Genomic DNA, 22538 nt, shown 5'->3' on the forward strand with positions numbered 1-22538 from the left:
GGCGCGAGAGGCGCGCGTAAGCATCAGAGGAGTTGGAATGGCGGAGAAGCGGCGGGCGCTCGGACGAGGACTCGGAGCCCTGATCCCGAGCGGGCCTTCCACGGGGGCAGGCCGTCCCATCGACGTCTTCTTCCCGGACCAGCGTGGCACCGGCGCGGTCCCGGCCACGAGTGGCGAGGCGACTGCGACCGCTGTCCCCGACGGAGATGTGACACGGGAAGCAGCGCTCGATGCCACCGCCGCCGTGATCGAGCAGGCCGAGTCCTCCGTGCAGCCTGACGGCGCGGCTCCTGGAACCGACCTCGCTCCGGTGCCCGGTGCCGAGTTCGCCGAGATCCCGGTCACCGCGATCCGCCCCAACCCGAAGCAGCCGCGCACCGTGTTCGACGAGGACCAGCTCGCCGAGCTGGTCCACTCCATCAAGGAGATCGGCATCCTGCAGCCGATCGTCGTCCGTCGCGTGACCGCGGCCGCCGACGGTGCCGAGGAGGGCATCGAGTTCGAGCTCAACATGGGTGAGCGCCGCTGGCGGGCCTCGAAGGAGGCCGGGTTCGAGCTGATCCCGGCCATCATCAAGGACACGAAGGACGACGACCTGCTGCGCGATGCGCTGCTGGAGAACCTTCACCGCAGCCAGCTCAACGCCCTCGAGGAAGCGGCGGCCTACCAGCAGCTCCTGGACGACTTCGGCTGCACGCAGGAGGAGCTCGCAACGCGAATCGGCCGCTCGCGTCCGCAGATCTCGAACACCCTTCGCCTGCTCAAGCTGCCGCCGCTCGTGCAGCGGCGTGTCGCCGCCGGCGTCCTCTCGGCAGGCCACGCGCGTGCCCGGCTCGGGATGACCGATGGGGGAGCGATGGAGCGCATGGCGCAGCGGATCGTCGCCGAGGGCCTGTCAGTTCGCACCGTCGAGGAGATCGTTGCGCTCGGTGACGCCGATACGCCGGCGAAGCCGCGTCGTCCCCGTGCGGGCAACCGCCACCCGCAGCTCGAGGACTTCTCCGCCGCGCTGGCGGACCGGCTCGACACCCGGGTGGGCATCAGCCTCGGGCAGCGCAAGGGGAAGGTCACCGTCGAGTTCGCATCGGTGGAGGACCTCCGCCGGATCCTCGCGCTCATGGGGATCGAGGAAGTGGCCTGACGGATGCCGGAGGGTCACACGATCCACGGGCTCGCAGATCGTCTCGCCCGCGCCTTCGGTGACCGACCGGTCGGTGTGACCAGCCCGCAGGGCCGGTTCGCGGCCGATGCCGCGCTCCTGGACGGGCGCGTCCTCGAGGCAGCCACAGCCGACGGCAAGCACCTCTTCGTCGACATCGACGACCGTATCCTGCATGTCCACCTGGGCCTGATCGGCACGTTCCCCGTGATGCCGTTCGAGGGGGACGCGCCACCGGAGCCGGTGGGCGCCGTGCGTCTGCGGCTTGTCGGTGAACAGCACTTCGCCGACCTGCGCGGGCCCATGGTGTGCGCGCTCATCGACGAAGAAGCGCGGGACTCGATCCGGTTGGCGCTCGGCCCGGACCCGCTCGATCCCAAGGTGGACCCCGAGCTCGCGCTGCGGAGGCTGCGTCGCACGCGGCGCGGCATCGGCGCCCTCCTCATGGATCAGGCTGTGGTGGCCGGCATCGGGAACGTCTACCGCTGCGAGGTGTTGCATCGGCACCGGATCGACCCGTTCACGCCGGGTTCGACGATCACCGAGAACCTCTGGTGGGAGATCTGGGACGACCTGGTTCGGCTGCTTCACGTGGGCGTCGTCTTCGGGCAGATCCTCACTATGGAGGACCAGATCATCGAGGCGGAGCGGATGATCGCTGACGGCACCGCCGAGCCGATCACGGCCTCACTGACCGGGGAGCGGCTCGGCGACTTCTTCGAGCGGCGCTTCTCCACGTACAAGCGCGCCGGGGAGCCGTGCGATCGGTGCGGCACGACGCTGCGCAGCGAGCAGGTGGCGGGTCGAACCCTCTACTGGTGCCCGGGCTGTCAGACCCGGGGCTGAGGCCAGCCGCGGAACGGCTCGTCCGCACGTACGGGCAGCTCGACGAAGTCACGAACGCCCAGGACCGGCAACAGCTCGCGTGGCCCGTGCGGCATCCGGGCCAGGCCCTCCTCAGGACGAAGTGGCTTGGGAGGCCCGAGGGTGAGCAACCGGCTACCCAGGTGCATCCGGCAGCGGCCCGCGGCCCGCACGTTCTTGAGCCAGTCCACGTCGGGCCCGTAGGTCAGCGCGATGGTGACGTGGTCCGCCCGACGGAAGGCGAAGATCACGGTGCGGAACACTCGGCCGGTGCGGCGCCCCACGTGCTCGATCTCGACGAACGGCCCCAGCCCCGCGAGACGACGGGTGCCCCGGTTGAGGACAAGCTTGTTGAAGCGGGTGACGATGGTTGGGATCGGCATGCTCGGGCCTCCTCTCGCCGACGACGCTACCCTCGTCGAATGGTCCTCGAGGAGTCGAGCCGCACGCCGACGCATGTGATCGCCCACCTCTCCGACATGCACCTGCTCGCCGACGGCTCCCGCCTGCACGGCAGGATCGACACCGAGGCCCAGTTGCGAGCCGCGCTGCGACGGGTCGAGTCCACTGGTGAGCCGGTCGACGCGCTCGTCCTCTCGGGAGACCTGACCGACATCGCCGACCCAGCGGCATACCGGCTGCTCCGCGAGATCGTCGAGCCGGTCGCCGAGCGTCTCGGCGCGGCGATCGTCTGGTCGGGCGGCAACCACGACGAACGCCGCCCCCTCGCGCGAGAGCTGTTCGGCAGGGACACCGACGAACCGCAGGACCGGGTGACGACCGTCCGGGGCCTACGGATCATCACGCTCGACACGGCGATCCCGGGCCACCACGACGGGGGACTGTCGCAGGACCAGTTCGACTGGCTGGCAAGGGAACTCGCCGAGTCAGCGCCCCACGGCACCATCCTCGTCATGCACCACCCGCCGATCGTCTACCGGTCGCCATGGATGCAGCTGCTCGACTTCCGCGAGCCCGAGCGGCTGCGCGATGTCATCTCGCAGTCGGACGTCCGTGCCATCCTCAGCGGACACCTCCATGTGACGAGCTTCGGCACCCTCGGCACCACACCGGTCTTCGTCGCGGGAGGGGTCAGCTACGTCGACGACATCGGCGTGCCCCGCGCACGGCTCATGGCCATCGACGGGCCCCAGTCCTGGAACCTCATCGAGGTCCACGAGGGCCAGGTCGTCGGCACCGTGGTTCCCGTCGCGGAGCACGAGACCTGGCCGGCCCTGAGCGACCGCGTGGCGGCCTACATGGAAATGGTGCCCCCCGTCGAACAGCGAGCGGCCTTCTCACGAAAGCATTCCCAAACCGCTGTCGAAAACGACCCAGCCCGATCGACGTGAGAGCGAACCCCCCACGAGCCACCATGAAGGAGCATCGATGAGCACAGACACCACGAGCGCACCGGTCGAGACCGCGACCTCGGCGGACGGCACGACGATCGCCTACGAGGCGTACGGCACTGGTCCGGCCGTCGTCATCGTCGGCGGAGCCTTCTGCGACCGCGGCTCCTTCCGCGAGCTCGCCCAGGCCCTCGCTGAGCGGTCCTTCACGGGAGTGACCTACGACCGGAGGGGTCGAGGCGACAGCACCGACACGAAGCCGTATGCCGTGCAGCGCGAGATCGAGGACCTGCGAGCCGTCCTCGACGCCGTCGCGGGCGCACCCGACTCCGGACCCGCGTCGCAGGCCTACCTCCACGGGATCTCCTCCGGCGGCGCCCTCGTCCTCGAGGCCATCGGCGCCGGCCTGCCGATCGCCCGGGCTTCGGCCCTCGAGGTGCCCTACCACACGGAGAGCTCCCCGCCGGCCCCGCCGGAGTACATCGAGACCCTCGAGCGTTTCGAGGATGCCGGCGACCTCGAGGGCATCGTTCGCTACTTCAACACGCAGGTCGTGGGCATGCCGGAGGAAGCCCTGGCACCGATGATCGGCACCCCGATGTGGGACGCCCTGCTGGCCCTCGCCCCCACCGTCCGCTACGACGGGTTCTGCCTGGGTGGAGACGACCAGTCACTGCCCGTCGACCGGCTCGCGGCCGTCACCACGCCATTCCTCGCCGTCGCGAGCAGCGGCACCCAGGCGCCGTGGCTGCACGATGCACCGGCAGCGCTCGCCCACGCCCTGCCGAACGGCGAGCATGTCGAGCTCGAGGGCGGGTTCCACGAGGTTCCCGCCCAGACTCTCGCCACCGTCCTCGCCGACTTCTACCGAGGCTGACGGCGCCGACTGGAGAGCCACCCGACCCTCGCGCAGATCGGGGCCCGCCGCTGAGTTTCCTTGGACCGCAAGCAAACTCAGCGGCATACGGCCTCATCGGACAGCGGAGAGCACCGGGTTGTGCTCGGGGTCCACGGGTTCACGGACGGGCCCCGGCGGCGTGCCGTCGCCGAACGGCGACCCTCCGAGCACCTCACGGCCGTGCGGCTCCGCCCAGTTCGACAGGCCGGGACCGAGCGGGACGATCCCCGTCGGGTTCACGTCCCGGTGGACGCAGTAGTAGTGCCGCTTGATGTGGGTGAAGTCGATCGTGTCGCCGAAGCCCGGCGTCTGGAAGAGGTCCCGGGCATAGGCCCACAGCACCGGCATCTCGGACAGCTTGCTCCGGTTGCACTTGAAGTGGCCGTGGTAGACCGGGTCGAACCGGACCAGCGTCGTGAAGAGCCGCACGTCCGCCTCGGTGACGTGGTCGCCCACGAGGTAGCGACGGGTCCGCAGCCGGTCCGACACCTCGTCGAGCCGCTCGAACAGGCGCCGGTAGCTTTCGTCGTAGGACTCCTGTGACCCGGCGAACCCGCACTTGTAGACGCCGTTGTTGATGTCCCGGTAGATCGGCTCGGCGACCGCCTCGATCTCGTCGCGGAGCGCCTCCGGGTAGAGGTCCGGCGCACCGTCCCGGTGGAAGTCGGACCACTCCGTCTCGAGATCCACGGTGATCTGCTTGAAGTCGTTCGTCACGACGGCGCCGGTGGGAATGTCGACGATGGCCGGCACCGTGATGCCCCGGGGGTACTCCGGGTCACGCTTGAAGTAGGCGTCCTGCAGGCGCGGGATCCCGAGGACCGGGTCGACGCCGCCCGGGTCCAGGTCGAAGGTCCAGCTGCGCTTGTCGTGCGTCGGCCCGCAGATGCCCATGGATAGCGCATCCTCGAGCCCCAGCAGCCGCCGCACGATGATCGCGCGGTTCGCCCACGGACAGGCGCGGGAGACCACGAGCCGGTAGCGCTCGGCCTCGACCGGCCATCCGTCACGACCGTCGCGCGTGATGCGGTCGGTGAGGTAGCGGGTGTCGCGGTTGTAGGACTTCTCGACGTAGGTGCCCTGCTCGCTCATTCCCCCACCATAGGCACGGTATGCCGCTCAGCCCCTCCCGGGGGCGCGCCCTTGCGCACGTGGGCACAATAGGGACATGGACGGGCCGGTCGCACGGGTGACGAAGCGCGAGGTCCGCGTCCTCACCCCCGACCGCGTCAAGGACCTGCTCGGCACGTGCGCGCCGTGCACCTACTGGCAGACCGTGCCGCACAACGGTCACCGGCCCGACCCCGACCCGTTGACGTTGCTCGCCGACTGGGTCCGTGACGTGACCGACGACTGGGGACCACCCGGCCGGATCGTCTACGTCGAGGGGGCACCTGTCGGGCACGTCATCATCGCTCCGGCGAGGCACGTGCCCCGGCTGGCGGCCTTCGCGGCGGGACCGTCCGACCCGTCGACCCTCATGCTCGTCACGGCCGCGGCCACGAGCGCGTCCCGTGGTCGGGGGCTGCCGAAGGCCCTCCTCCAGGCGGCCGCGAAGGACGCGCTGCGGCACAAGTCCCGTTCCCTCGATGCGATCGGTGCGCGCCCCCTGGCGCTCGGACACCACCCCTGCATTCCCGAGGCGGCCGCGCTCGAGGGGGCCGGCTTCCGGATCGAGCGGGAGCACCCGACCTACCCGCGCCTCCGGCTCGACCTGCGCAACGCCCTCACGCTGCGGGACGAGGCTGCGGAGATGCTCTCGAGGGCGCTCGCCCGGGTGCCCAAGGTGCATCCGGTGCCGGAGACGCCGCACCCGGACGGGGCAACTCGCGCGCGGGTCCGCGACGGCCGCTGATCAGCCTTCGGCGGCGGATGGGCCGGAGGTGTCGGAGGCCTTCTCGGCCCGCATCGCCTCGAGATGGCGCCGCAGGTCGGTGAGCCGGAGCACGCCGGTGTGACCGGTGTCCGCGTCACCGAGGTACATCCGCTGCAGCGCCACGACGATCCCCTCGGCGATCCGGTCGAGGGTGGCCGGCTGCGCCAGCAGCGCCGCGTCGTCCGGATGGGACAGGTAGCCGAAGTCGAGCCGCACGGCCGGCATCCGGGTCCGCCGCAGCAGCGGCCACGTCCGGGCGTGAGACCGGCAGTCGGTGAGGCCCGTACGCGCGACCACCTCGCGCAGCACGAGGTCCGCGAAGCGCTCGCCGATGGTCGACCAGCCGCCCTCGTCGGAGTGGCCGTAGAAGAAGGTCGCGGCCCCGTGCCCGGCCATCCCGGTCGAGTGGTCGCTGTGGAGAGACAGGACGAGGTCGGCACCGCATGAGTTTGCGAAGGAGGCCCGCTCCTCCTCGGTCCCGGCATCCGTCCGTCCCGTGTGGGTGAACACGGCGTTGGCCCCGTGCGCCGACAGGCGGCCCTCGATCCGGGTGGCGATGGCGAGGGCGATCCCGGCCTCGGTCAGCCCATCCTCCGCGACCACCCCACAGTCGGCGCCGCCGTGGCCCGGGTCGATCAGGATGGTCCGGCCGGCGAGGTTCGGCCCGCCCTGGCGCAGCTCCTCACGTTCGCGCAGCGCGGTCGCCGACCCGCCCCGGATGCTGCGTCGGAGCCCCTCGAAGGCCCGCATCGTCTCCGGGCCCACGGTCCCGTCGGCCGTGAGACCGACGCCGGTCTGGAAGGCCCGCACCGCGGCATCTGTCTCGGCCCCGTGGATCCCGTCGATCTTGCCCACCGTGAAGCCGAGGCTGAGCAACCGCTTCTGCAGCTGCCCCACGTCGTCGCCCTCCAGGGGCCGGTCCGGCACATAGCGCAGCACCCGGTCACCGAGCTGCCAGCGGGCACCGTCGAGCACGGCGAAGGTCGAGGGCCCGATGACCCCGTCGACGATGAGCCCGCGGCGCTGCTGGAAGGCCCGCACGGCCTGTTCGACGACCTTGTCGTAGACGACGGTCTCTCGGTCGTCGAGGTCGAAGGAGGGGGGCAGGTCCCCGCTCTGCAGCAGTCGGTCGCACACGTCGGCGACTGCGGGCCCGCGGTCCCCTGGTCGGAGCACGTCCACGGGTTGCGACGTCATCCGGACTCCTTCCGCCGCGCCTCGCACGAGGCCGCGCCCCGGCGGCGGGTTGGTCCGGTAGGGCGCGCTGTGCAGCCTAGTACCCGAAAGGGGCGGGCCCGCGCGCCGCGGTCCCGCCCCTCATCCGTCCTGAAGCTCAGGAGATGTAGTCCTCGAGCTCGCGCAGCAGCTTCGGCTTCGGGTGCGCGCCGACGATCGTCTTGACGACCTGGCCCTTGACGTAGACGTTCATCGTGGGGATCGACACGACGCCGTACTGCGCGGTCGTGGCCGGGTTCGCGTCGGTGTCGAGCTTGATGACGTCGATCTTGTCGCCGTGCTGGGCCGCGATCTCCTCGAGGATCGGGGCGACCTTGCGGCACGGGCCGCACCACGTCGCCCAGAAGTCCACCAGGACGGGCTTGTCGTTCATGAGCACGTCGTCGGCGAAGGCCGCGTCGTTCGTCTCCTTGAGGGCCATCTCATTCCTTTCGTATGCCGCTCGCCGCGGCGGGGTGCCCGGGTGCGGTCGGCAGCGGGCAGGGTCGTGGGTCAGAGGCTGGGGGTGGCGGAGGTCGCCTCGGTGGGCTCGTCGAGCTCTGCGGCGAGCTCGGCGTCGACCTCGGTGGCGATGACGGCCGCCGCGCGGGGCTCGCCGTGGGACGCGTCGTCACCGAGCGCCTGCAGGTAGTGCTCTGCGTCGAGGGCGGCGGCGCAGCCGGACCCGGCGGCGGTGATGGCCTGCCGGTAGGTGTGGTCGACGAGGTCGCCGCAGGCGAAGACGCCGGGCAGGTTGGTACGGGTGGTCCGGCCGTCGACGAGGACGTAGCCGGCCTCGTCGAGGTTGACGACGCCCTTGACGAGCTCGTTGCGCGGCTCGTGCCCGATCGCCACGAAGAGGCCGGTGACGGGCAGCTCCCGGGTCTCGCCGGTACGGGTGTCGCGCAGCGTCAGGCCGCTCAGCTTGCCCTCGCCGTGGATCTCCGCGACCTCGCTGTTCCAGGCGAAGTGGATCTTCGGGTTGGTCAGGGCGCGGTCGGCCATGATCTTGCTCGCCCGCAGCTCGTCGCGGCGGTGGACGATCGTGACGGACCGGGCGAACTTGGTCAGGAAGGTCGCCTCCTCGATGGCGGAGTCGCCACCGCCGACGACTGCGATGTCCTGGTCACGGAAGAAGAAGCCGTCACACGTGGCGCACCACGAGACGCCGTGCCCGGACAGCTCCTTCTCGCGGGGCAGCCCGAGCTCGCGGTAGGCCGAGCCCATGGCGAGGATGACGGAGCGAGCGGCATACGTGGTGCCCTCGCCGGTGGTCACCGTCTTGACGTCGTCCTCGAGCGAGACGTCGACGACGTCGTCGGTGATGATCTCGGCGCCGAACCGCTCGGCCTGCGCGCGCATGTTGTCCATGAGGTCCGGGCCCATGATCCCGTCGCGGAAGCCGGGGAAGTTCTCGACTTCCGTGGTGTTCATCAGGGCGCCACCCGCGGTGACCGCTCCCTCGATGAGCACGGGATGCAGGCTGGCGCGCGCGGCGTAGATGGCGGCGGTGTAGCCGGCCGGGCCGGATCCGATGATGATGACGTTGCGGACGTCGGACATGGTGCTCCCAGGTGCGTGACGAGACGAGTCCCTGATGGGGGGCGTACCCACGGGCTCGTACGGCTCAACCGATCCTAGGGGCTCGTTGTTCCCACCCTCCGGATGCCCGCGACGCGGCGTCGGCCGGCTCAGCGGACCCGCGTGGCGTCGCGCAGGATCTGCGCGTGCCCCGGTTGGCAACCGCGCTTGACGGCATACGCCGTCGTGTTCCCCTTCCGGGTCACCGCGACGATCGCGGCGGGGTGACCGTCGTAGGTCGCGAGGTCGGCCAGGACCGTGTAAGGCGGAAACTCCCCGAGAGCCTTGAGACACGACTGCAGTCCCGTCGGGGTGGCGACCGGTCCCAGCGCGGGTGCCTCGGCCTGCAGCTCGTGCAGCGCGCCCTGGGGGTGCGACATCGTGGTGCGCACCTGCGCCGGGAACGTGGTCGCCTCGTAGTCCGTCTCGCTCAGCTGGATGTGCATCGACACAGTGGGGGCGCCGCCGATCGCGGCGGCCGGGTTCGCGTCCTTGTGCAGGTGCAGCGCCGATCCGCCGACCGCGACGACGGCCGCGGCGGCTGCGACCGCGGCGGCTGCGAGCCATGGCCTGGGGCGCTGGCGGGACCGGATGAGGGGTGCGAGGACGTCCGCGTCGGGGTCCTGTCCGGCCAGGGGGCCGCGAGCGACCCGGAGGCGGGCCTCATTGGCCAGCGCGCCGCCGATCCGCGCGGTCACCGCGGCGGGCATCGGCCCCACCTCGCCGAGCCGGGCGAGCCGGGTTCGGACCTCGGCCTCGACGGCGGGGTCGAGTGGGCGGGGCAGGGTGCCGGCAGCGTCCGGATCGGTGGGATCGGGCGGGTTCGCGGACTGGTCCACGGGGGTGCCTTTCGAACGGTGCTGGGCAGGTGGTCGTGGCCCGGACAGGGGTCGACTCGGTCTTGGACGGTTGGTGCCCCGTCCGCGGTTCCTCAATCGAGCCCGAGCAGCTCCGCGAGGGTGGCACGGCCCCGGTGGCAGCGGGACTTAATGGTGCCCTCGGCCACGCCGAGGATCTCTGCGGCCTCGGCGACGGGCATTCCGTGCATGTCGACGAGGACGAGTGCGGCGCGCTGGCCCTCCGGAAGGCGCGCGAGTGCCTCCTCGACGTCGAGACGCACTTCCGTGCTGGAGTGGTCGTCGTGCCGGTCGGCGAGCTCGTACTCGGGCAGCTGGCTGGTCGGGCGCTGCCGGCGGAGCCGGTCGAGGAAGGCGTTGACGATGATGCGGTGCAGCCACGTCGTCACCGCGGAGTCACCACGGAACGACTCCGCCCGGCGGAAGGCCGAGATGAAGCCGTCCTGGACGGCATCGGCGGCGAGGTCGGGGTCGCGGGTCGTGCGCAGGGCGACGGCCCACATCCGGTCCCGGTGCCGCCGGAACAGCTCACCGAAGGCGCGCTCGTCACCGGCGCAGTGCAGGCTCAGCAGTTCTCGGTCGGTCAGTTCGGTGAGTTCGGCAGCGGACGGGGCCGCCACCGTCAACGCACCACGACTTCGGAGACCTGGGCCCGGTAGTGGTTCGGCGCTTCGGCCGGTGCGGCCTTGGTGACCCAGACGATGACGCGGGAGGCCGGCTGCATGCCGTCCGGCGCCTTGAGGGTGATGGTGCCGGACTGGTCCGTGACCTTGCCGATCTCCTGGGCCCCGTCGAGGCTGTCCGTGTCAGCCGCATAGACGGTGACGTCCTCGGCGGCGGGCAGGGTCAGCTCGACCTCCCTGATGACCGCGTTGTCGTTGAGGTCGAGGATGAGGCCCACGCCGCCGCGGGTGCCGTTGTAGTTGTCGCTGCCGAACCAGCGCGACTCCCAGCTGGTGCTCGGGTCGCCGTCGAAGGCGAGCTTGGCCTTGCCGTCGCCCTGGTTCTCGTGGCCCTCCGGGTCGAAGCTCCTGGCATCGGCGATCGAGATCGGCCCGGTCGGCGACTCGCTCGAGGTCGACGGGGTCTGGCTCGGGCTCTCCGAGGACGTCGACGGCGTCGGTGACGGGCTGGTGGGCTTCGCCGCCGGCGTGGTCGCGACTGGAGTCACCCGTGGGCCGTCGTGCTGCCCGATCTTCATGACGTTCTGGATGCCGATGACGAGGGCGACGAGGACGAGCACCCCGACGATGGCGAGGGCGATCCGGGACTGGGTGCGCGACGGCGCCTCGGGGACCGAGTGACCGAGCATCGGGACCGGGGGCTCGAGGCGCTGTTCACCGCCGTCCTCGAGGGCCTCGGTGAGGGCGACGTCCTCGCCGTCGAAGTCCTCGAGGTGCGCCGCGCGGCGCTCGGCGGCCCGGGCAGACGCCTTGTCCGCAGCGGCACGGGCGAACGAGCCGACCTTGTCGCCGAAGACGCTCGCAGCGCCGGCGGCAGCTGCTCCCGCCGTGGCGAGGTGGCTGGCTCCACGGTGCTCCGGCTCGGCGGAGAGGGCGGGGATGACCCGGGTCGGGTCGCTGGTCGCCAGAGCGTTACGGGGCAGCCCGATCGCGGTCGCGCCGTCGCTGACCGGGGCCTCGTGGGGCCACGGTGCGATCTGGTTGGCGAGGTCCCCGGGCGAGAGGGGGCCGGCGTTGTCAGTCAGGGTGAGCCGGCAGATGAGGTCGAGGTCGGCGGGCACGCCGACGGCGATCTCGGAGGGCGCCGCGACGCCACCGACCATCGTCGGCGCCGACTCGAGACCCGGGTAGTGGACCGGCTGGGCGCCCTCGGGGGCCGTCGCCGGCCACCGTGCGGTGAGGCCCGCGTAGGCGAGCCGGACGAGCCCGACCGCGTCGAGGCGCGAGGCTAGCTCGTCCTCGGCGGTGTCGGTGTCGGCGAGCGCGGCGTCGGTGGCCAGGCCGCGGACCTTCACGGCGCCGTCCGGCATCCGCAGGATCGAGTTGGGGCTGAGGGCGAGGTGGTGCAGGCCGCGGTGCCGGGCCTTCTCCAGGGCGGTCGCCGACTCACCGACGAGACGGCGCACCTCCTCGGCGGGCAGCCCGCCGCCGTGGAGCAGGTAGGACATCGCCGCGGAGCCGGTCAGCGGCTCCTCGACGATGAAGGACACGTCGCGGTCGGACCCGACGTCGAGCACCCGGACGAGGCGCGGGTCCTCCAGGCCGGCGGCGCGTCGGGCGGCGTCCAGGGCCGCCGGCGCGACGGGCGCCGAGCTCGGGAAGCACACAAGGACGACGTCGCGCTCGAGCGTCTGGTCGGTGGCACGCCACCGCTCGTGATGCGGACCTTCGGACGTACGCAAGGTGACGGCATACCGACCTGCGAGGACCGAACCCGGACCGACTCCCTGCACGATCCCGTCACCCCTTTCCATGGCTGGGTCGCGTCCATCCTAAGTGGACCGGCCCTCCCGACCGTGCTCCTGCTCGTGCGCGTCGAGGTGAGTGTCGATCTCGAGGGTGTGGGCGTCGTCGATCTCGGCTATCCGGGAGGTCCCACGGAGGAGTGACCGGGCGACGCCGAGGACGAGGATGAGGGCCGTGATGACCCCGCCGACCCAGTAGATCGTCGAGTCGAGAGGGTTTGCGGCGACCGGGATGATCGCCGGCTGCCCGATGGGGGTGCCGTCGGCGGTCGTGAGGAAGGCCCGGATGTCGGCCTGCCCGGCCGCGACCGCCCGCACGGTCACCTTGACGCTGGTCTTCGACTCGGCCCCGATCCGGATCGGCGGTGGCTGGCGGACGACCTGCATCCGCGGGTTGGTCGGGGCGAGGACGAGCCGGATGTCCTCGATGGCGAAGTCCAGGCCGTTCTCGACGGTGAGGGTGAGCGTGCCCTGCTCGGCGAGGAAGTTGAAGCTGCGGGGCACGACCTGGATCGCGCTCGTGGCGTCCCGCACGCTCGTCGAGACCGACGAGGCGAGGCCGGTCCATCCCGCCGGAGCCCAGCGCCACCGGGCGCTCGCGAGCTCGTCGAGCACCTCCCGGTAGGTCGCCTCGAAGCTCGCCCCGTCCCGGAGCACGGTCGCGACGCGACGCAGCGTCTCGCGCTCCTCGACCATCCGGGCGAGACGGGTCATCGTCAGGGTGGGCTTCGGTGCGGACGCCGCCACCGGCTTGGCGGGCGTGCCCGCCCGCGTCGCGATGTCGTCCCCTGAGTCGGCGAGGAGGGAGTCGGCCGGGACCGGCGTGAGCCACGGCGCGCTGTCGATCGCCGTGAGGAGGTCACGGAGCGCCACCGGGTCGGGGTTGTACCCCCGGGCGCCGAGGACGAGCAGGGACCGCTCGGTCCCCGGCCGTTCCCCGAGCAGGGCGAGCGTCTCGGCGAGGAACTGCTGGCGCGGCGCCACGCCCACCTCGGCGCCCGACGGCAGCAGTGCGGAGAGCGTCGGGTCCCAGCCGAGCAGCCGCGTTCCCGTCGCGCTGATCCGCCGCGCCGAGGGCGTGTATGGCGTGGGGCTGGTGATTGCGTCACTGTTGACGACGATGCCGGCCGCCTTGCCGAGCCGGGTGCCCTGCAGCAGCCCCGCCAGCCCCGCCTCACGACCGTCAGGGAGCAGACCGTCTGCGGGCAGGACGACGTCGGCGCGAACCGGATGGTCGAGCCGGCGCGCGACGACGGAGGACCGGTTCACGAGGTCACGGATGACGCCGTTGGTGGGGTCCACCTCGACGGCCGCGGCGAGGTCGGCGTCCGCGTAGGGGAGGGCCCAGACCTGCCGACCGTGCAGCATCGCGACGTTCTGGTCACCGAGCTCGGTGACGGCCCGCCCGGCGATGCTCGGAACGCCGGGGGGAGAGGTGGTGACGGGCGCTGGGGTGGGCGGCGTGGGAGCAGGCTGGGTCGATCCGGGGTCGGGCGCGGGTGTCCCGGACGCGCCGGAGGTGCCCGTCCCGGCCGCACCCGGGGTCGCCGTGCCCGTCCCGGCCGGTTCGCCCTGCTTCGTGGCGCTCTCGGTCGGCTCCGTCGAGCCCGGGGTGGAGCCAGGGGTCGAGCCCGCAGTCGTGTGTGGGGACGTGCCAGGGGTCGAGCCGGTCGCGGGTGCCGGCCCCGCGGAACCGGCCACGCTCGGCCCGAAGACGGACGGGTCCACCGCCAGCGTCACCTGGTGCCCGGCAGACCCCTCGATGAGGCGCCGCACGCGGGACTCGGACCCGATCGCCGACTCCCAGGCGGTGACCCGCGTGCTCTCGTCGCTCGAGAACAGCCCGGGGTCGGGGTCGAGCGTCACGGGCAGGACCGTCGCGATCTCGAGGGGCACATACTCCTTGCGCGCCTGCCAGCTGAGGAAGGTCCGCAGCACGCCCGCGGGTTGGGTCGCCGCCTGCGGCGTCACCTCGATGGAGATCGGGATGGCCGCGAACGCTTCGCTCGACGCGACCCGGCTCGCTGGGACGTCGATGCTGAACGACGCGCTCTGCCCGGCATCCACCGTCGGGAGCTTGACCGTGGCGACGACGGTGCCGCGCGCGGGACCCTTCTGGGCGGCCCACCCCGCCACGGCCCCCTGGCGGTCGAGGTCAGCCGTGCCCCGGACGACGTTGAGGGAGGTGCCGAGCAGCGCGCCGACGCTGGGTGCCGTGACGACGCCCTTGATCGTCACCGTCGTCCCGGGCGCGACGACAACCGGGCTGACGTCGGTGAGGGTGATGAGGGCCCGGTCGCGGGCCGGTGCGATGCCGGGGTCGACGCTGCCGATTCGCGCATGGCCCTCGTTGGCGGGCCCGGCGCTCGCGGTTCCGCCGATCGTCGCGAGCAGGAGCAGGAGTGCGGCTCCGAGTCCGGCGAGGACCCGCCGCCACAGGTTCACGCGTCGCCCGCCAGGCGATGCCAGGCCGCCTGTGCGATCCGTCGCTCGTTGGGGAAGGTGAGGCGTCGGTGCACCTCGTCGAGGCGGGTCCACGCCGCGTCGATCGCCTCGCGGTCCGGGTCGTTCTCGACGGTGAGCTCGCCCCCGATCGCCTCGAGCAGGTAGTGGTGCACGAACTTGTGGACCCGTTTCGTCGCCGTCGCGAACCAGTAGTCGATCGTCCCGAGCTCGATGAGCACGCGTGCCTCGATGCCGGTCTCCTCGGCCACCTCACGCACCGCCGTCTCGACGAGGGTCTCGCCGGGCTCGACGTGCCCCTTGGGCAGGCACCATTCGACCCGGCCGGCCCGGTTGCGACGAGCGATGATCGGGACGAACGCCAGCCCCTCGCAGATCCGCACCGCGATCCCGCCCGCCGACCGTTCCTCGACCGCGGGCAGACGTCTGCCCGGGGTCGGCACCGGCTGCGGGAGGGCGATCACATCGCCACCCTAGCCAGCCCTCCCATGAGCCGCCGCCAGCGCGGCCCAGCACGTCCGCGCGGCGCGTGCTGAGCGCAATACACCGGTATGTCGCCCACCGGGCGTGACGGCACCTGGCCTCCCGCTGGCGGCGGGTGTGGGGTCAGTGGAGCCGGGTCAGAGGATAGGGCGGCCCCCGGTCACGGCGACCCGTGCGCCGGAGACGTAGCTCGCCTCGTCCGAGCCGAGCAGGACGTACACCGGGGCGAGCTCGGCGGGCTGACCCGGCCGTCCCAGGGGCGTGTCCTTCCCGAAGCTCTCGACCTTCTCGCTCGGCATCGTCGACGGGATGAGCGGTGTCCAGATCGGGCCGGGCGCGACGCTGTTGGCACGGATGCCTTTGGGGCCCAACAGCTGCGCCAGGCTGGCGGTCATGTTGGCGATAGCCGCCTTCGTCGCCGCGTAGGGCATCAGCGTCGGGCTCGGGGTGTCCGAGTTGACCGACGACGAGCCGATGATGGACGACCCGGGGCGCATATGCGGCACGGCCGCCTTCACGAGGTGGAAGAACGCGCTGAGGTTCGTGGCGAGCGTGTGGTCCCACTCCTCGTCGGGGATCTCCTCGACCGACTCGTGGGTCATCTGGAACGCGGCGTTGCTCACGAGGATGTCGATGCGACCCCACTCCTGCACCGCCCGCTCGACCACCGCGCGGCACTGCTGCGGATCGGCGAGGTCACCGCGGACCAGGACCGCCTTGCGGCCGGCGTCCTCGACCCACTTCCTGGTGTCCTCGGCGTCGGCGTCCTCGCTCAAGTAGGAGATCAGCACGTCGGCGCCTTCGCGCGCGTACGCGATCGCCACGGCCTTGCCGATGCCACTGTCGGCACCGGTGATCACAGCCACCTTCCCCTCGAGCCGTCCGGATCCGCGGTAGCTCTCCTCGCCATGGTCGGGCTTGTTCCGCATCGCCTCCTCGGTGGCGGGGGGATTCTGGGCAGGCTCTTCGGGCATCGCTTCTCCTCGATGTGCCGTCGGGGTGGTTGCTCACGCGTACCCGCACGGGACGGCAGCATGCGCCACCGGGCCGTCCGTCCGGGGCGGGCTCCGCGCCATACGGGGGTATGCCGCTCACCTAGGCTGGGGGCGTGCCTGACCACCCCTCGTCCGCCCCACCCGCCCAGGTCGCGCTGCTCAAGGGCGCCGTCGCCCGGCTCGCGCCCGTGCTGCCGATGCTCACCGAGCTGGGGGACCGGTTCGCCGCGGCAGGGCACGAGCTGGCGCTGGTCGGGGGACCGGTGCGCGACGCGTTCCTCGGGCGGACCTCCCCGGACCTCGACTTCACGACGGACGCCCGCCCCGACGAGATTCTCGCGGCGGTCAAGGGCTGGGCCGACGCGCACTGGGACATCGGGCGCGAGTTCGGCACGATCGGGCTCCGCAAGGGCGCCCGGATGCTCGAGATCACCACGTACCGCGCCGACACCTACGACCGGACCTCGCGCAAGCCCGAGGTGATGTTCGGCGACTCCATCGAGGGCGACCTGGTGCGCCGCGACTTCACGGTCAACGCGATGGCGATCCAGCTGCCCTCGCTCGAGTTCGTCGACGTCCACGACGGCCTGGAGGACCTCGCTGCGCGGCGCCTCCGGACACCGGCCGCTCCCGAGGAGTCGTTCGCCGACGACCCGCTGCGGATGATGCGGGCGGCACGTTTCGCGGCGCAGCTCGGCTTCACGGTCGCGCCCGAGGTCCGCCGGGCGATGAAGGAACAGGCCGCGACCCTCGAGATGATCTCCGCTGAGCGGATCCGTGACGAGTTCAGCAAGCTCCTCCTGGCGCCCGGACCGCGCGCGGGTCTCACCCTGCTCGTCGACACCGGACTCGCCGACGTCTTCCTCCCGGAGCTGCCCGCGCTGCGTCTCGAGGTCGACGAGCACCACCGGCACAAGGACGTCTACCAGCACTCGCTCACGGTGCTGGAGCAGGCGATCGCCCTCGAGGGACCGCCGGACGGGCCGCCCGAGTCGGTGCCCGGGCCCGACCTCGTGCTGCGGCTCGCGGCCCTGCTGCACGACATCGGCAAGCCGGCCACGCGCCGGTTCGAGCCCGGCGGTGGCGTGTCGTTCCACCACCACGAGGTCGTCGGCGCGAAGCTCACCGCGAAACGGCTCAAGGCGATGCGCTACGACAAGGAGACGGTCAAGGCCGTGGCTCGCCTCGTCGAGCTGCACCTTCGCTTCCACGGTTATGGCGGCGGGCAGTGGACCGACTCGGCGGTGCGGCGCTACGTCACGGACGCCGGGCCACTGCTCCCGCGGCTGCACCGGCTGACGCGTTCCGACTCGACGACACGGAACATCCGCAAGGCCGAGCGGCTCTCGGCCGCCTACGACGACCTCGAGGCCCGGATCGACCAGCTCGCCGCCGAGGAGGAGCTGTCGAAGGTCCGGCCCGAGCTCGACGGCAACGAGATCGCCGAGGCTCTCGGGATCAAGCCCGGACCGGTGCTCGGCGAGGCCTACAAGTACCTGCTGTCGGTCCGCCTCGACGAGGGACCGATCGGCAAGGACGCCGCCCGCGAGCGGCTGCTCGCCTGGTGGGCCGAGCGCCAGGCCTGATCCCGCGCCATCAGGCGGTATGACGGGTGGGGAGTTCTCCCCATCGCCCCCGCCGCGGCTCGCCCGTACGCTGCTCGCAACGACAGACGGTACACGAGGTTTCAGGGGGCACGATGGCACGGCTCACGTACCCGAGCGTCCAGTTCCCGGGTGGACCGCGGGCGCGGCTCGAGCTTCCAGACGGGTGGGAGCCGCTCTCCGTCCCGGGGGCCGTTCTTGCCGCGATCCGGCCGGAGCCGAGCGACGTCTTCAACCCCAACATCGTCGTCACGAGCGAGCCTCAGGAGCCGGGGTTCGACATCATGGCCGTCCTCGACCTGCTCGAGGGCACCGCGGCGGAGCGGCGCGGGGGTGAGGTGGGCGAGCCGTACGAGGCGATCATCTCCGGCATCGACTTCGTCGGGCGCCCCCTCTCGTTCATCGACGACCAGGCTGGGACCGTCGTCCAGCTGCATCTCTTCGGCCTGGTCCCGCGGTCGGAGGCGGGCGCGGCCGACCTCGTCCATGTGACGGGCACGGTTGGCGCGGCCCACGCCGAGCAGGACTACGCCCTCGTCCGGGACATCCTGCGCACCCTCCGCGTCGCCCCTTGGACCGGCTCCGTCGACACTGAGCCCGAGACCCAGCCCCCCCGCCCCGACGGCCGATCCGGCGACGCCACCCATGATGGCTCGGGCAACGAGCGGAGCGCGCCGTGACGACATACAAGAAGGGGATGGACCCCGAGGCGCTGCACCGCGCGGCGGGGCGCATCCGGGGGGCGAAGCACAAGGTCGACTTTGTCCGCGACACCGTGGCGCGGGCCATGGACCGGCTGGGGGCGAACTGGGGCGGCGGCAACCTCGAGCGGCTCATGCAGGAGTACCGCTCCACCTCGGCCCCGGCGCTCGCGCACCTCGGCGGGCGCCTCGATGACATGGCGCGAGCCCTTGACCGCAACGTCACCGAGCAGCGCCGGACGAGCGACGAGCGGTCGACCGCGCTGGCTGGCCGGACGACCTACGCGCCCGCGGGCGGGAACGCCTTCAGCGGCAACCGTCCCTGGTCGCGGACCAACCGGGACTCCGACGGTGGCACCCACACCCGCACCCAGTACGGGCCGTACTCCCGCTACGACACGGAGCGCACGTCGGGGCAGATCGACGGCGAAGGCGGGCGGACCACCACCCGCACGACCGAGTTCCGCCACAACGGCAACGGCGCAGACAACCCGAACCTCTACGAGTCGCGCGAGGTGGCGACCACCCGCGGTCACGTCGACGCGAACGGCGAGCACTCGAGCACGACGAGTCGGCGTGACTCGACGCTCTTCGGCCGCTTCAACGAGACCGAGTGGGGCATGAGGAGCACCCACTCGCACGCGTGGGGCGAGAACGAGTGGGAGGACGGGCGAAAGAGCCCGGACTGGGGCAAGAACGTCAGCGTCAAGATCGCGTCCGGCGACATCGACGGCCTGGGCAGCGAGCACTACGGGCACACGATCGGGGGTGACCACGCGAACGTCAAGGCCTGGGGGACCGAGACGAACGGCAGCTGGGACGTCAGCATCAAGGACGGCAACCTCGTCGCGGCCGCCACGGCCGGTGCCGGCGCCTACGCCCTCAAGGCGCACGCCGACGGCTCGACGAGGTTCGGCGCACTGGGACTGAACGGCAAGGCGGACGCCGCGATCGGCGCCGAGGCGAGCGCGACCGGATCGGCCTCCATCGGCAAGGACGGCCTCAGCGTCGGCGGCAACGCCCAGGCGATGGTCGGGGCGAAGGTCTCGGCCGAGGGCGGCGCGAACCTCGGCCCGCTCCACGCCAAGGTCGCCGGCCACGCCATGGCCGGGGCCGAGGCGTCGGCCAACGGCTCCGTCGGCATCGGCCTCGAGGGAGTCAAGGCCCAGGCCGGCGTCGACGCCTTCGCCGGCGCCAAGGCCGGTGCGGACGGCGAGTTCGGCGTCTCCGGCGTGACGGGCAAGGTCGGCGGCGAGGTCTACGCCGGAGTCGGCGGCCACGCCAAGATCGACATCCAGGCCAACCTCAACCACATCAAGGCCGACGTGGACGTGGGCGTGGCCATCGGTGTCGGCGGCGGCGTGAAGTTCGCCGTCGACATCGAGCCGAAGCAGGTCATCAATGACGTCTCGAAGCTCGGCGGCGGGTTCGTGCACGGTGTCACGAGCACCGGTGACGTCCTCGGGCACGGCCTGAAGAACGTCTTCGGCTGGTGACCCGAGGACGCCAACCGCAAAGGCGCCCAGTGGCGAGTGAAAGACTGCGGTCCGGCCTGACCGTGCCGACGCGAGGCGAAAGGACACCATGACGACCCTGACCCATCCGAGCGCGCAGTTCCCGGGCCCGCCGACGGTCAGCCTTGACGTCCCGGACGCCTGGGTTCCCGTCCACCGCCCGGGCCTGCTCCTCGCGACGAAGCTGCCGCGCGAGGGCGCATTCGCCCCGAACGTCGTCGTCAACATCGAGGCGTGCACACCCGGGATGGGCGTCGAGGCGCCCATGGCCCGGATGCGCGAGTTGGCGCAGTCCCGGGCGGGCCACGCATCGGAGCCGTATGCCGCCCAGCTCGGTGACCGTGAGTTCATCGGGTTGGACTCGAGCTGGCCCGACGCGGATGTGGAGACGATCCTGCAGGCCAACCTCTTCCATGTCGTGGAGCCCGAGGACGGTGCCGGGCCGCGGTGGCTCGTCCAGCTCACCGGTGCCGTCGGCGGGCCGACGGCGGAGCAGGACTACGACCTGATCCGCGAGGTCATCCTCACGACGAGAGTGAGCCCGTGGCGCCCCGATAACGGGGACCGCCCGTGAACGCGACGCTGCCGGCGCTCCTCGTCGGACTCACCTCGCACGTGGGTGGTCGCGCGCACAACGAGGACGCGGCTCGGGCCGGCCGGGCGGTCTTCGTCGTGGCCGACGGGATGGGTGGCCACGCGGCCGGCGAGGTCGCGAGCTCGATCGCCGCCGACACCCTCCTGGAGCTCGACCAGCGCTCGGTGCTCCACCCGGGTGACGTCATCGCTCAGGTCGAGGAGGCCAACGGGCGCATCCTCTCCTCGGCGGCGCACCACCCCGAGCAGACGGGGATGGGCACGACGGTGGCCGGGGTCGCCGTCGTCCATGTCGGCGCGTCCCCGCACTGGGCGGTCTTCAATGTCGGCGACTCCCGGGTCTATCGGCTCCTCGACGGCGAGCTGCGTCAGGTCACGGTCGACCACTCCGAGGTCTGGGAGCTGGTCCGGCGGGGCGAGCTGACCCCCGAGCAGGCCCGGCACCACCCCGGCCGCAACATCGTGACCCGGACCCTGGGTCGCGAGCCGATGGGCCAGGTCGACACCTGGGTCTTCCCGCCCTACGCGGGCGAGCGGTTCCTGATCTGCTCGGACGGCCTGTCCAACGAGCTGTCGACGGCCGAGCTCGAGCAAGTCCTGACGAGCATCGACGACGTCCAGCAGGCTGCCGACGAGCTCGTCCGCCGTGCCGTGGACGCCGGTGCGCACGACAACGTCACTGCTATCGTCGTGGCCCTGCCGGGGGTGGAGTCCGACCTCGACGAGGACACGACCCCCCGAGAGCAGATCGACAGGGGAGCAGGAAGTCAGGGATGAGCGGGCCGTCCGTCACCGTGCAGCGGGCCCCCGACGGGTGGACCCATATCGGCGGTCCGGGCATGCACCTGCTCATCGCGCTCGACGAAGAGGACGACCGCACCCTCACGGCGAGCGATGCCGCCGACGGCGGTGACCTCGACGACGTCATCGACGTGCTGACGACGGGCGGGATGCGCCGGGCGCATCACTTCGTCGGGGTCCATTGGGAGCCGCGGACCCGGATCGTCGCCTTCGGCCCGGTCGCGGCTCGGGTGATCCTGCCCGACGGCAGCGAAAGAGACGTCCGTCCCGCCAGCCCGCGCGTCTGGACCGACGTCGAGCTGGACGAGCACCCGGAGAGCGTGGACCTCCGCGTCCTCGACGACACCGAGCTTCCGTCGGTCGGGCACGACGTGCCGGTCGAGCGGCCTGATCCTGTCGAGCGGCCAGAACCCGTGGAGCGGCCGGAACCCGTGTTTCGGGCAGAACCTGTGGAGCGGGCAGAAGAGAGTGCTCGAGCAGTCACCAGCCCGGCTCCGGAGGCCCCGGAGGTCCGTCCCTCGCAGACCGCCCCGACCCTCACTGGGACCGCGACGGACGAACCCAGCGCACCCACGAGGCGCTGGGACGAGGGCTGGCGCCGAACCGTGACGAAGTCGCCGTCCGAGTGGCCCTCCCCGCCGGAGCCGAGCCCCCAGTTGCGACCCCCGCAGCCACCTCAGCAGCCCGCGCCCGCGCTTCGGCCGTGGGGATCCGGCAGGCCGGTCGCCGCCCGCCAAATGCAGTCCCCGACTCACGCACAGCCTCCGACCCCTGCTCCGGGCGGGACGGCCCCCTCGACCGAGATCCCTGGCCCGCTCCAGCGAGGTGTGCCCACAGGGAACGGATCCTCGGGAGCCAGCGCGGCGGCATACGAGGACGAGAGGCCGCAAAGCAGCCCACGCCGGGACGTCCACTCGACGTGGGCTGCCCGGCCGAGGCCCGAGGAGCACGCCGAGGAAGAGGCACCGGCGGGCCCGTCGTACGACTACCTCTTCGGTGGCACAGTGACCGCCGAGGAGCACCGCCGGCTGCTCGCCGGGGCCGAGCCGGACGAGCCGGACGACGAGCCCGAGGCTGCGGCCCCGGAGCCGGCGCCCGCCGCACCCGAGCCGCCGACCGGGCCCGCGTCCCCGGCCACCCCGAGCGCGCCACC

General features: G+C 71.9%; 21 protein-coding genes and 1 pseudogene. 11 read left to right on the top strand and 11 right to left on the bottom strand.

What is annotated here, in order from left to right; all coding sequences use genetic code 11:
- Nucleotides 1-37 precede the first annotated feature (37 nt).
- Together ACTHJJ_RS15570 and ACTHJJ_RS15575 are read left to right on the top strand one after the other, a co-directional pair.
- Nucleotides 38-1141 (top strand): ParB/RepB/Spo0J family partition protein, encoded by a 1104-nt coding sequence (locus ACTHJJ_RS15570; RefSeq protein WP_440303856.1) that lies wholly within the window; start codon nucleotides 38-40, stop codon nucleotides 1139-1141.
- A gap of 3 nt (nucleotides 1142-1144) precedes the next feature.
- Nucleotides 1145-2005: an Fpg/Nei family DNA glycosylase gene (locus ACTHJJ_RS15575; RefSeq protein ID WP_440303857.1), complete on the top strand. Its 861-nt coding sequence runs from the start codon at nucleotides 1145-1147 to the stop codon at nucleotides 2003-2005.
- Here ACTHJJ_RS15575 and ACTHJJ_RS15580 read toward each other — a convergent pair.
- On the bottom strand, nucleotides 1990-2406 hold the full coding sequence (locus tag ACTHJJ_RS15580) for a nitroreductase family deazaflavin-dependent oxidoreductase (protein ID WP_440303858.1): 417 nt from the start codon (nucleotides 2404-2406) through the stop codon (nucleotides 1990-1992). The two genes, ACTHJJ_RS15575 and ACTHJJ_RS15580, sit on opposite strands and share 16 nt — an antisense overlap.
- 39 nt (nucleotides 2407-2445) lie before the next feature.
- Here ACTHJJ_RS15580 and ACTHJJ_RS15585 point away from each other — a divergent pair, with 39 nt between their 5' ends.
- Both ACTHJJ_RS15585 and ACTHJJ_RS15590 read left to right on the top strand, forming a co-directional pair.
- On the top strand, nucleotides 2446-3375 hold the full coding sequence (locus ACTHJJ_RS15585; protein WP_440303859.1) for a metallophosphoesterase family protein: 930 nt from the start codon (nucleotides 2446-2448) through the stop codon (nucleotides 3373-3375).
- 37 nt (nucleotides 3376-3412) lie between these two features.
- Nucleotides 3413-4252, top strand: coding sequence for an alpha/beta fold hydrolase (locus tag ACTHJJ_RS15590; RefSeq protein WP_440303860.1), 840 nt, complete (start codon nucleotides 3413-3415; stop codon nucleotides 4250-4252).
- A gap of 93 nt (nucleotides 4253-4345) precedes the next feature.
- Here the strand turns inward: ACTHJJ_RS15590 and ACTHJJ_RS15595 are convergent, their stop codons facing one another.
- Nucleotides 4346-5365, bottom strand: coding sequence for a glutathione S-transferase family protein (locus ACTHJJ_RS15595; RefSeq protein ID WP_440303861.1), 1020 nt, complete (start codon nucleotides 5363-5365; stop codon nucleotides 4346-4348).
- Nucleotides 5366-5441: 76 nt separating this feature from the next.
- On the opposite strand from ACTHJJ_RS15595, the gene ACTHJJ_RS15600 reads away from it, so the two are divergent.
- Entirely contained in the window at nucleotides 5442-6128 is a 687-nt protein-coding gene (locus ACTHJJ_RS15600) for a GNAT family N-acetyltransferase (protein WP_440303862.1), read from the top strand.
- On the opposite strand, the gene ACTHJJ_RS15605 is transcribed toward ACTHJJ_RS15600, so the two are convergent.
- From ACTHJJ_RS15605 to ACTHJJ_RS15645, 9 genes are all read right to left on the bottom strand, one after another.
- The gene (locus tag ACTHJJ_RS15605) at nucleotides 6129-7346 is read right to left on the bottom strand and encodes an N-acetylmuramoyl-L-alanine amidase (protein WP_440303863.1); all 1218 of its coding nucleotides are present in this window, start codon (nucleotides 7344-7346) and stop codon (nucleotides 6129-6131) included.
- A gap of 136 nt (nucleotides 7347-7482) precedes the next feature.
- On the bottom strand, nucleotides 7483-7806 hold the full coding sequence (gene trxA / locus ACTHJJ_RS15610) for a thioredoxin (protein WP_440303864.1): 324 nt from the start codon (nucleotides 7804-7806) through the stop codon (nucleotides 7483-7485).
- Nucleotides 7807-7877: 71 nt separating this feature from the next.
- Nucleotides 7878-8927, bottom strand: coding sequence for a thioredoxin-disulfide reductase (trxB, locus tag ACTHJJ_RS15615; protein WP_440303865.1), 1050 nt, complete (start codon nucleotides 8925-8927; stop codon nucleotides 7878-7880).
- A 128-nt stretch (nucleotides 8928-9055) separates the two neighbouring features.
- Nucleotides 9056-9784, bottom strand: a complete 729-nt coding sequence (locus ACTHJJ_RS15620; RefSeq protein WP_440303866.1) for a hypothetical protein — start codon at nucleotides 9782-9784, stop codon at nucleotides 9056-9058.
- A gap of 92 nt (nucleotides 9785-9876) precedes the next feature.
- Complete coding sequence (gene sigM, locus ACTHJJ_RS15625) at nucleotides 9877-10422, bottom strand: RNA polymerase sigma factor SigM (protein ID WP_440303867.1); 546 nt, start codon at nucleotides 10420-10422, stop codon at nucleotides 9877-9879.
- Between the two features lie 2 nt (nucleotides 10423-10424).
- A complete protein-coding gene (locus ACTHJJ_RS15630) occupies nucleotides 10425-12239 on the bottom strand; it encodes a hypothetical protein (RefSeq protein WP_440303868.1) in 1815 nt (604 codons plus the stop codon).
- Nucleotides 12240-12257: 18 nt separating this feature from the next.
- Nucleotides 12258-14675, bottom strand: a complete 2418-nt coding sequence (locus tag ACTHJJ_RS15635; protein ID WP_440303869.1) for a DUF6049 family protein — start codon at nucleotides 14673-14675, stop codon at nucleotides 12258-12260.
- Nucleotides 14672-15157: an NUDIX hydrolase gene (locus ACTHJJ_RS15640; RefSeq protein WP_440303870.1), complete on the bottom strand. Its 486-nt coding sequence runs from the start codon at nucleotides 15155-15157 to the stop codon at nucleotides 14672-14674. The genes ACTHJJ_RS15635 and ACTHJJ_RS15640 overlap by 4 nt, the downstream gene beginning before the upstream one ends.
- 156 nt (nucleotides 15158-15313) lie before the next feature.
- Nucleotides 15314-16150, bottom strand: a complete 837-nt coding sequence (locus tag ACTHJJ_RS15645; protein ID WP_440303871.1) for an SDR family oxidoreductase — start codon at nucleotides 16148-16150, stop codon at nucleotides 15314-15316.
- 134 nt (nucleotides 16151-16284) lie between these two features.
- Here ACTHJJ_RS15645 and ACTHJJ_RS15650 point away from each other — a divergent pair, with 134 nt between their 5' ends.
- The 6 genes and pseudogenes from ACTHJJ_RS15650 to ACTHJJ_RS15675 all read left to right on the top strand — a co-directional run.
- Nucleotides 16285-17757: a CCA tRNA nucleotidyltransferase gene (locus ACTHJJ_RS15650; protein ID WP_440303872.1), complete on the top strand. Its 1473-nt coding sequence runs from the start codon at nucleotides 16285-16287 to the stop codon at nucleotides 17755-17757.
- A gap of 113 nt (nucleotides 17758-17870) precedes the next feature.
- Entirely contained in the window at nucleotides 17871-18455 is a 585-nt protein-coding gene (locus ACTHJJ_RS15655) for a hypothetical protein (protein ID WP_440303873.1), read from the top strand.
- Nucleotides 18452-19972 carry a WXG100 family type VII secretion target gene (locus ACTHJJ_RS15660; protein ID WP_440303874.1) on the top strand — a complete coding sequence of 507 codons (1521 nt, stop codon included), beginning with the start codon at nucleotides 18452-18454 and terminating at the stop codon, nucleotides 19970-19972. The genes ACTHJJ_RS15655 and ACTHJJ_RS15660 overlap by 4 nt, the downstream gene beginning before the upstream one ends.
- A gap of 88 nt (nucleotides 19973-20060) precedes the next feature.
- Nucleotides 20061-20564 carry a hypothetical protein gene (locus ACTHJJ_RS15665; RefSeq protein WP_440303875.1) on the top strand — a complete coding sequence of 168 codons (504 nt, stop codon included), beginning with the start codon at nucleotides 20061-20063 and terminating at the stop codon, nucleotides 20562-20564.
- Nucleotides 20561-21361 carry a PP2C family protein-serine/threonine phosphatase gene (locus ACTHJJ_RS15670; RefSeq protein WP_440303876.1) on the top strand — a complete coding sequence of 267 codons (801 nt, stop codon included), beginning with the start codon at nucleotides 20561-20563 and terminating at the stop codon, nucleotides 21359-21361. Before ACTHJJ_RS15665 ends, ACTHJJ_RS15670 begins: the two co-directional genes overlap by 4 nt.
- Nucleotides 21358-22538, top strand: a pseudogene (locus tag ACTHJJ_RS15675) (hypothetical protein); the annotation flags it as partial. The gene ACTHJJ_RS15670 and the pseudogene ACTHJJ_RS15675, both read left to right, overlap by 4 nt.

Origin of the sequence: Intrasporangium sp., assembly GCF_051961875.1 — a bacterium.
In the GTDB taxonomy this organism is placed as follows: Bacteria; Actinomycetota; Actinomycetes; order Actinomycetales; family Dermatophilaceae; genus Intrasporangium_A.

Bases quoted from the DNA above. Each gene is read 5' to 3' on its own strand.
- ACTHJJ_RS15570 (WP_440303856.1), top strand. From the start codon at position 38: ATGGCGGAGAAGCGGCGGGCGCTCGGACGAGGACTCGGAGCCCTGATC.
- ACTHJJ_RS15575 (WP_440303857.1), top strand. From the start codon at position 1,145: ATGCCGGAGGGTCACACGATCCACGGGCTCGCAGATCGTCTCGCCCGC.
- ACTHJJ_RS15580 (WP_440303858.1), bottom strand. From the start codon at position 2,406: ATGCCGATCCCAACCATCGTCACCCGCTTCAACAAGCTTGTCCTCAAC.
- ACTHJJ_RS15585 (WP_440303859.1), top strand. From the start codon at position 2,446: ATGGTCCTCGAGGAGTCGAGCCGCACGCCGACGCATGTGATCGCCCAC.
- ACTHJJ_RS15590 (WP_440303860.1), top strand. From the start codon at position 3,413: ATGAGCACAGACACCACGAGCGCACCGGTCGAGACCGCGACCTCGGCG.
- ACTHJJ_RS15595 (WP_440303861.1), bottom strand. From the start codon at position 5,365: ATGAGCGAGCAGGGCACCTACGTCGAGAAGTCCTACAACCGCGACACC.
- ACTHJJ_RS15600 (WP_440303862.1), top strand. From the start codon at position 5,442: ATGGACGGGCCGGTCGCACGGGTGACGAAGCGCGAGGTCCGCGTCCTC.
- ACTHJJ_RS15605 (WP_440303863.1), bottom strand. From the start codon at position 7,346: ATGACGTCGCAACCCGTGGACGTGCTCCGACCAGGGGACCGCGGGCCC.
- trxA (WP_440303864.1), bottom strand. From the start codon at position 7,806: ATGGCCCTCAAGGAGACGAACGACGCGGCCTTCGCCGACGACGTGCTC.
- trxB (WP_440303865.1), bottom strand. From the start codon at position 8,927: ATGTCCGACGTCCGCAACGTCATCATCATCGGATCCGGCCCGGCCGGC.
- ACTHJJ_RS15630 (WP_440303868.1), bottom strand. From the start codon at position 12,239: ATGGAAAGGGGTGACGGGATCGTGCAGGGAGTCGGTCCGGGTTCGGTC.
- ACTHJJ_RS15645 (WP_440303871.1), bottom strand. From the start codon at position 16,150: ATGCCCGAAGAGCCTGCCCAGAATCCCCCCGCCACCGAGGAGGCGATG.
- ACTHJJ_RS15655 (WP_440303873.1), top strand. From the start codon at position 17,871: ATGGCACGGCTCACGTACCCGAGCGTCCAGTTCCCGGGTGGACCGCGG.
- ACTHJJ_RS15665 (WP_440303875.1), top strand. From the start codon at position 20,061: ATGACGACCCTGACCCATCCGAGCGCGCAGTTCCCGGGCCCGCCGACG.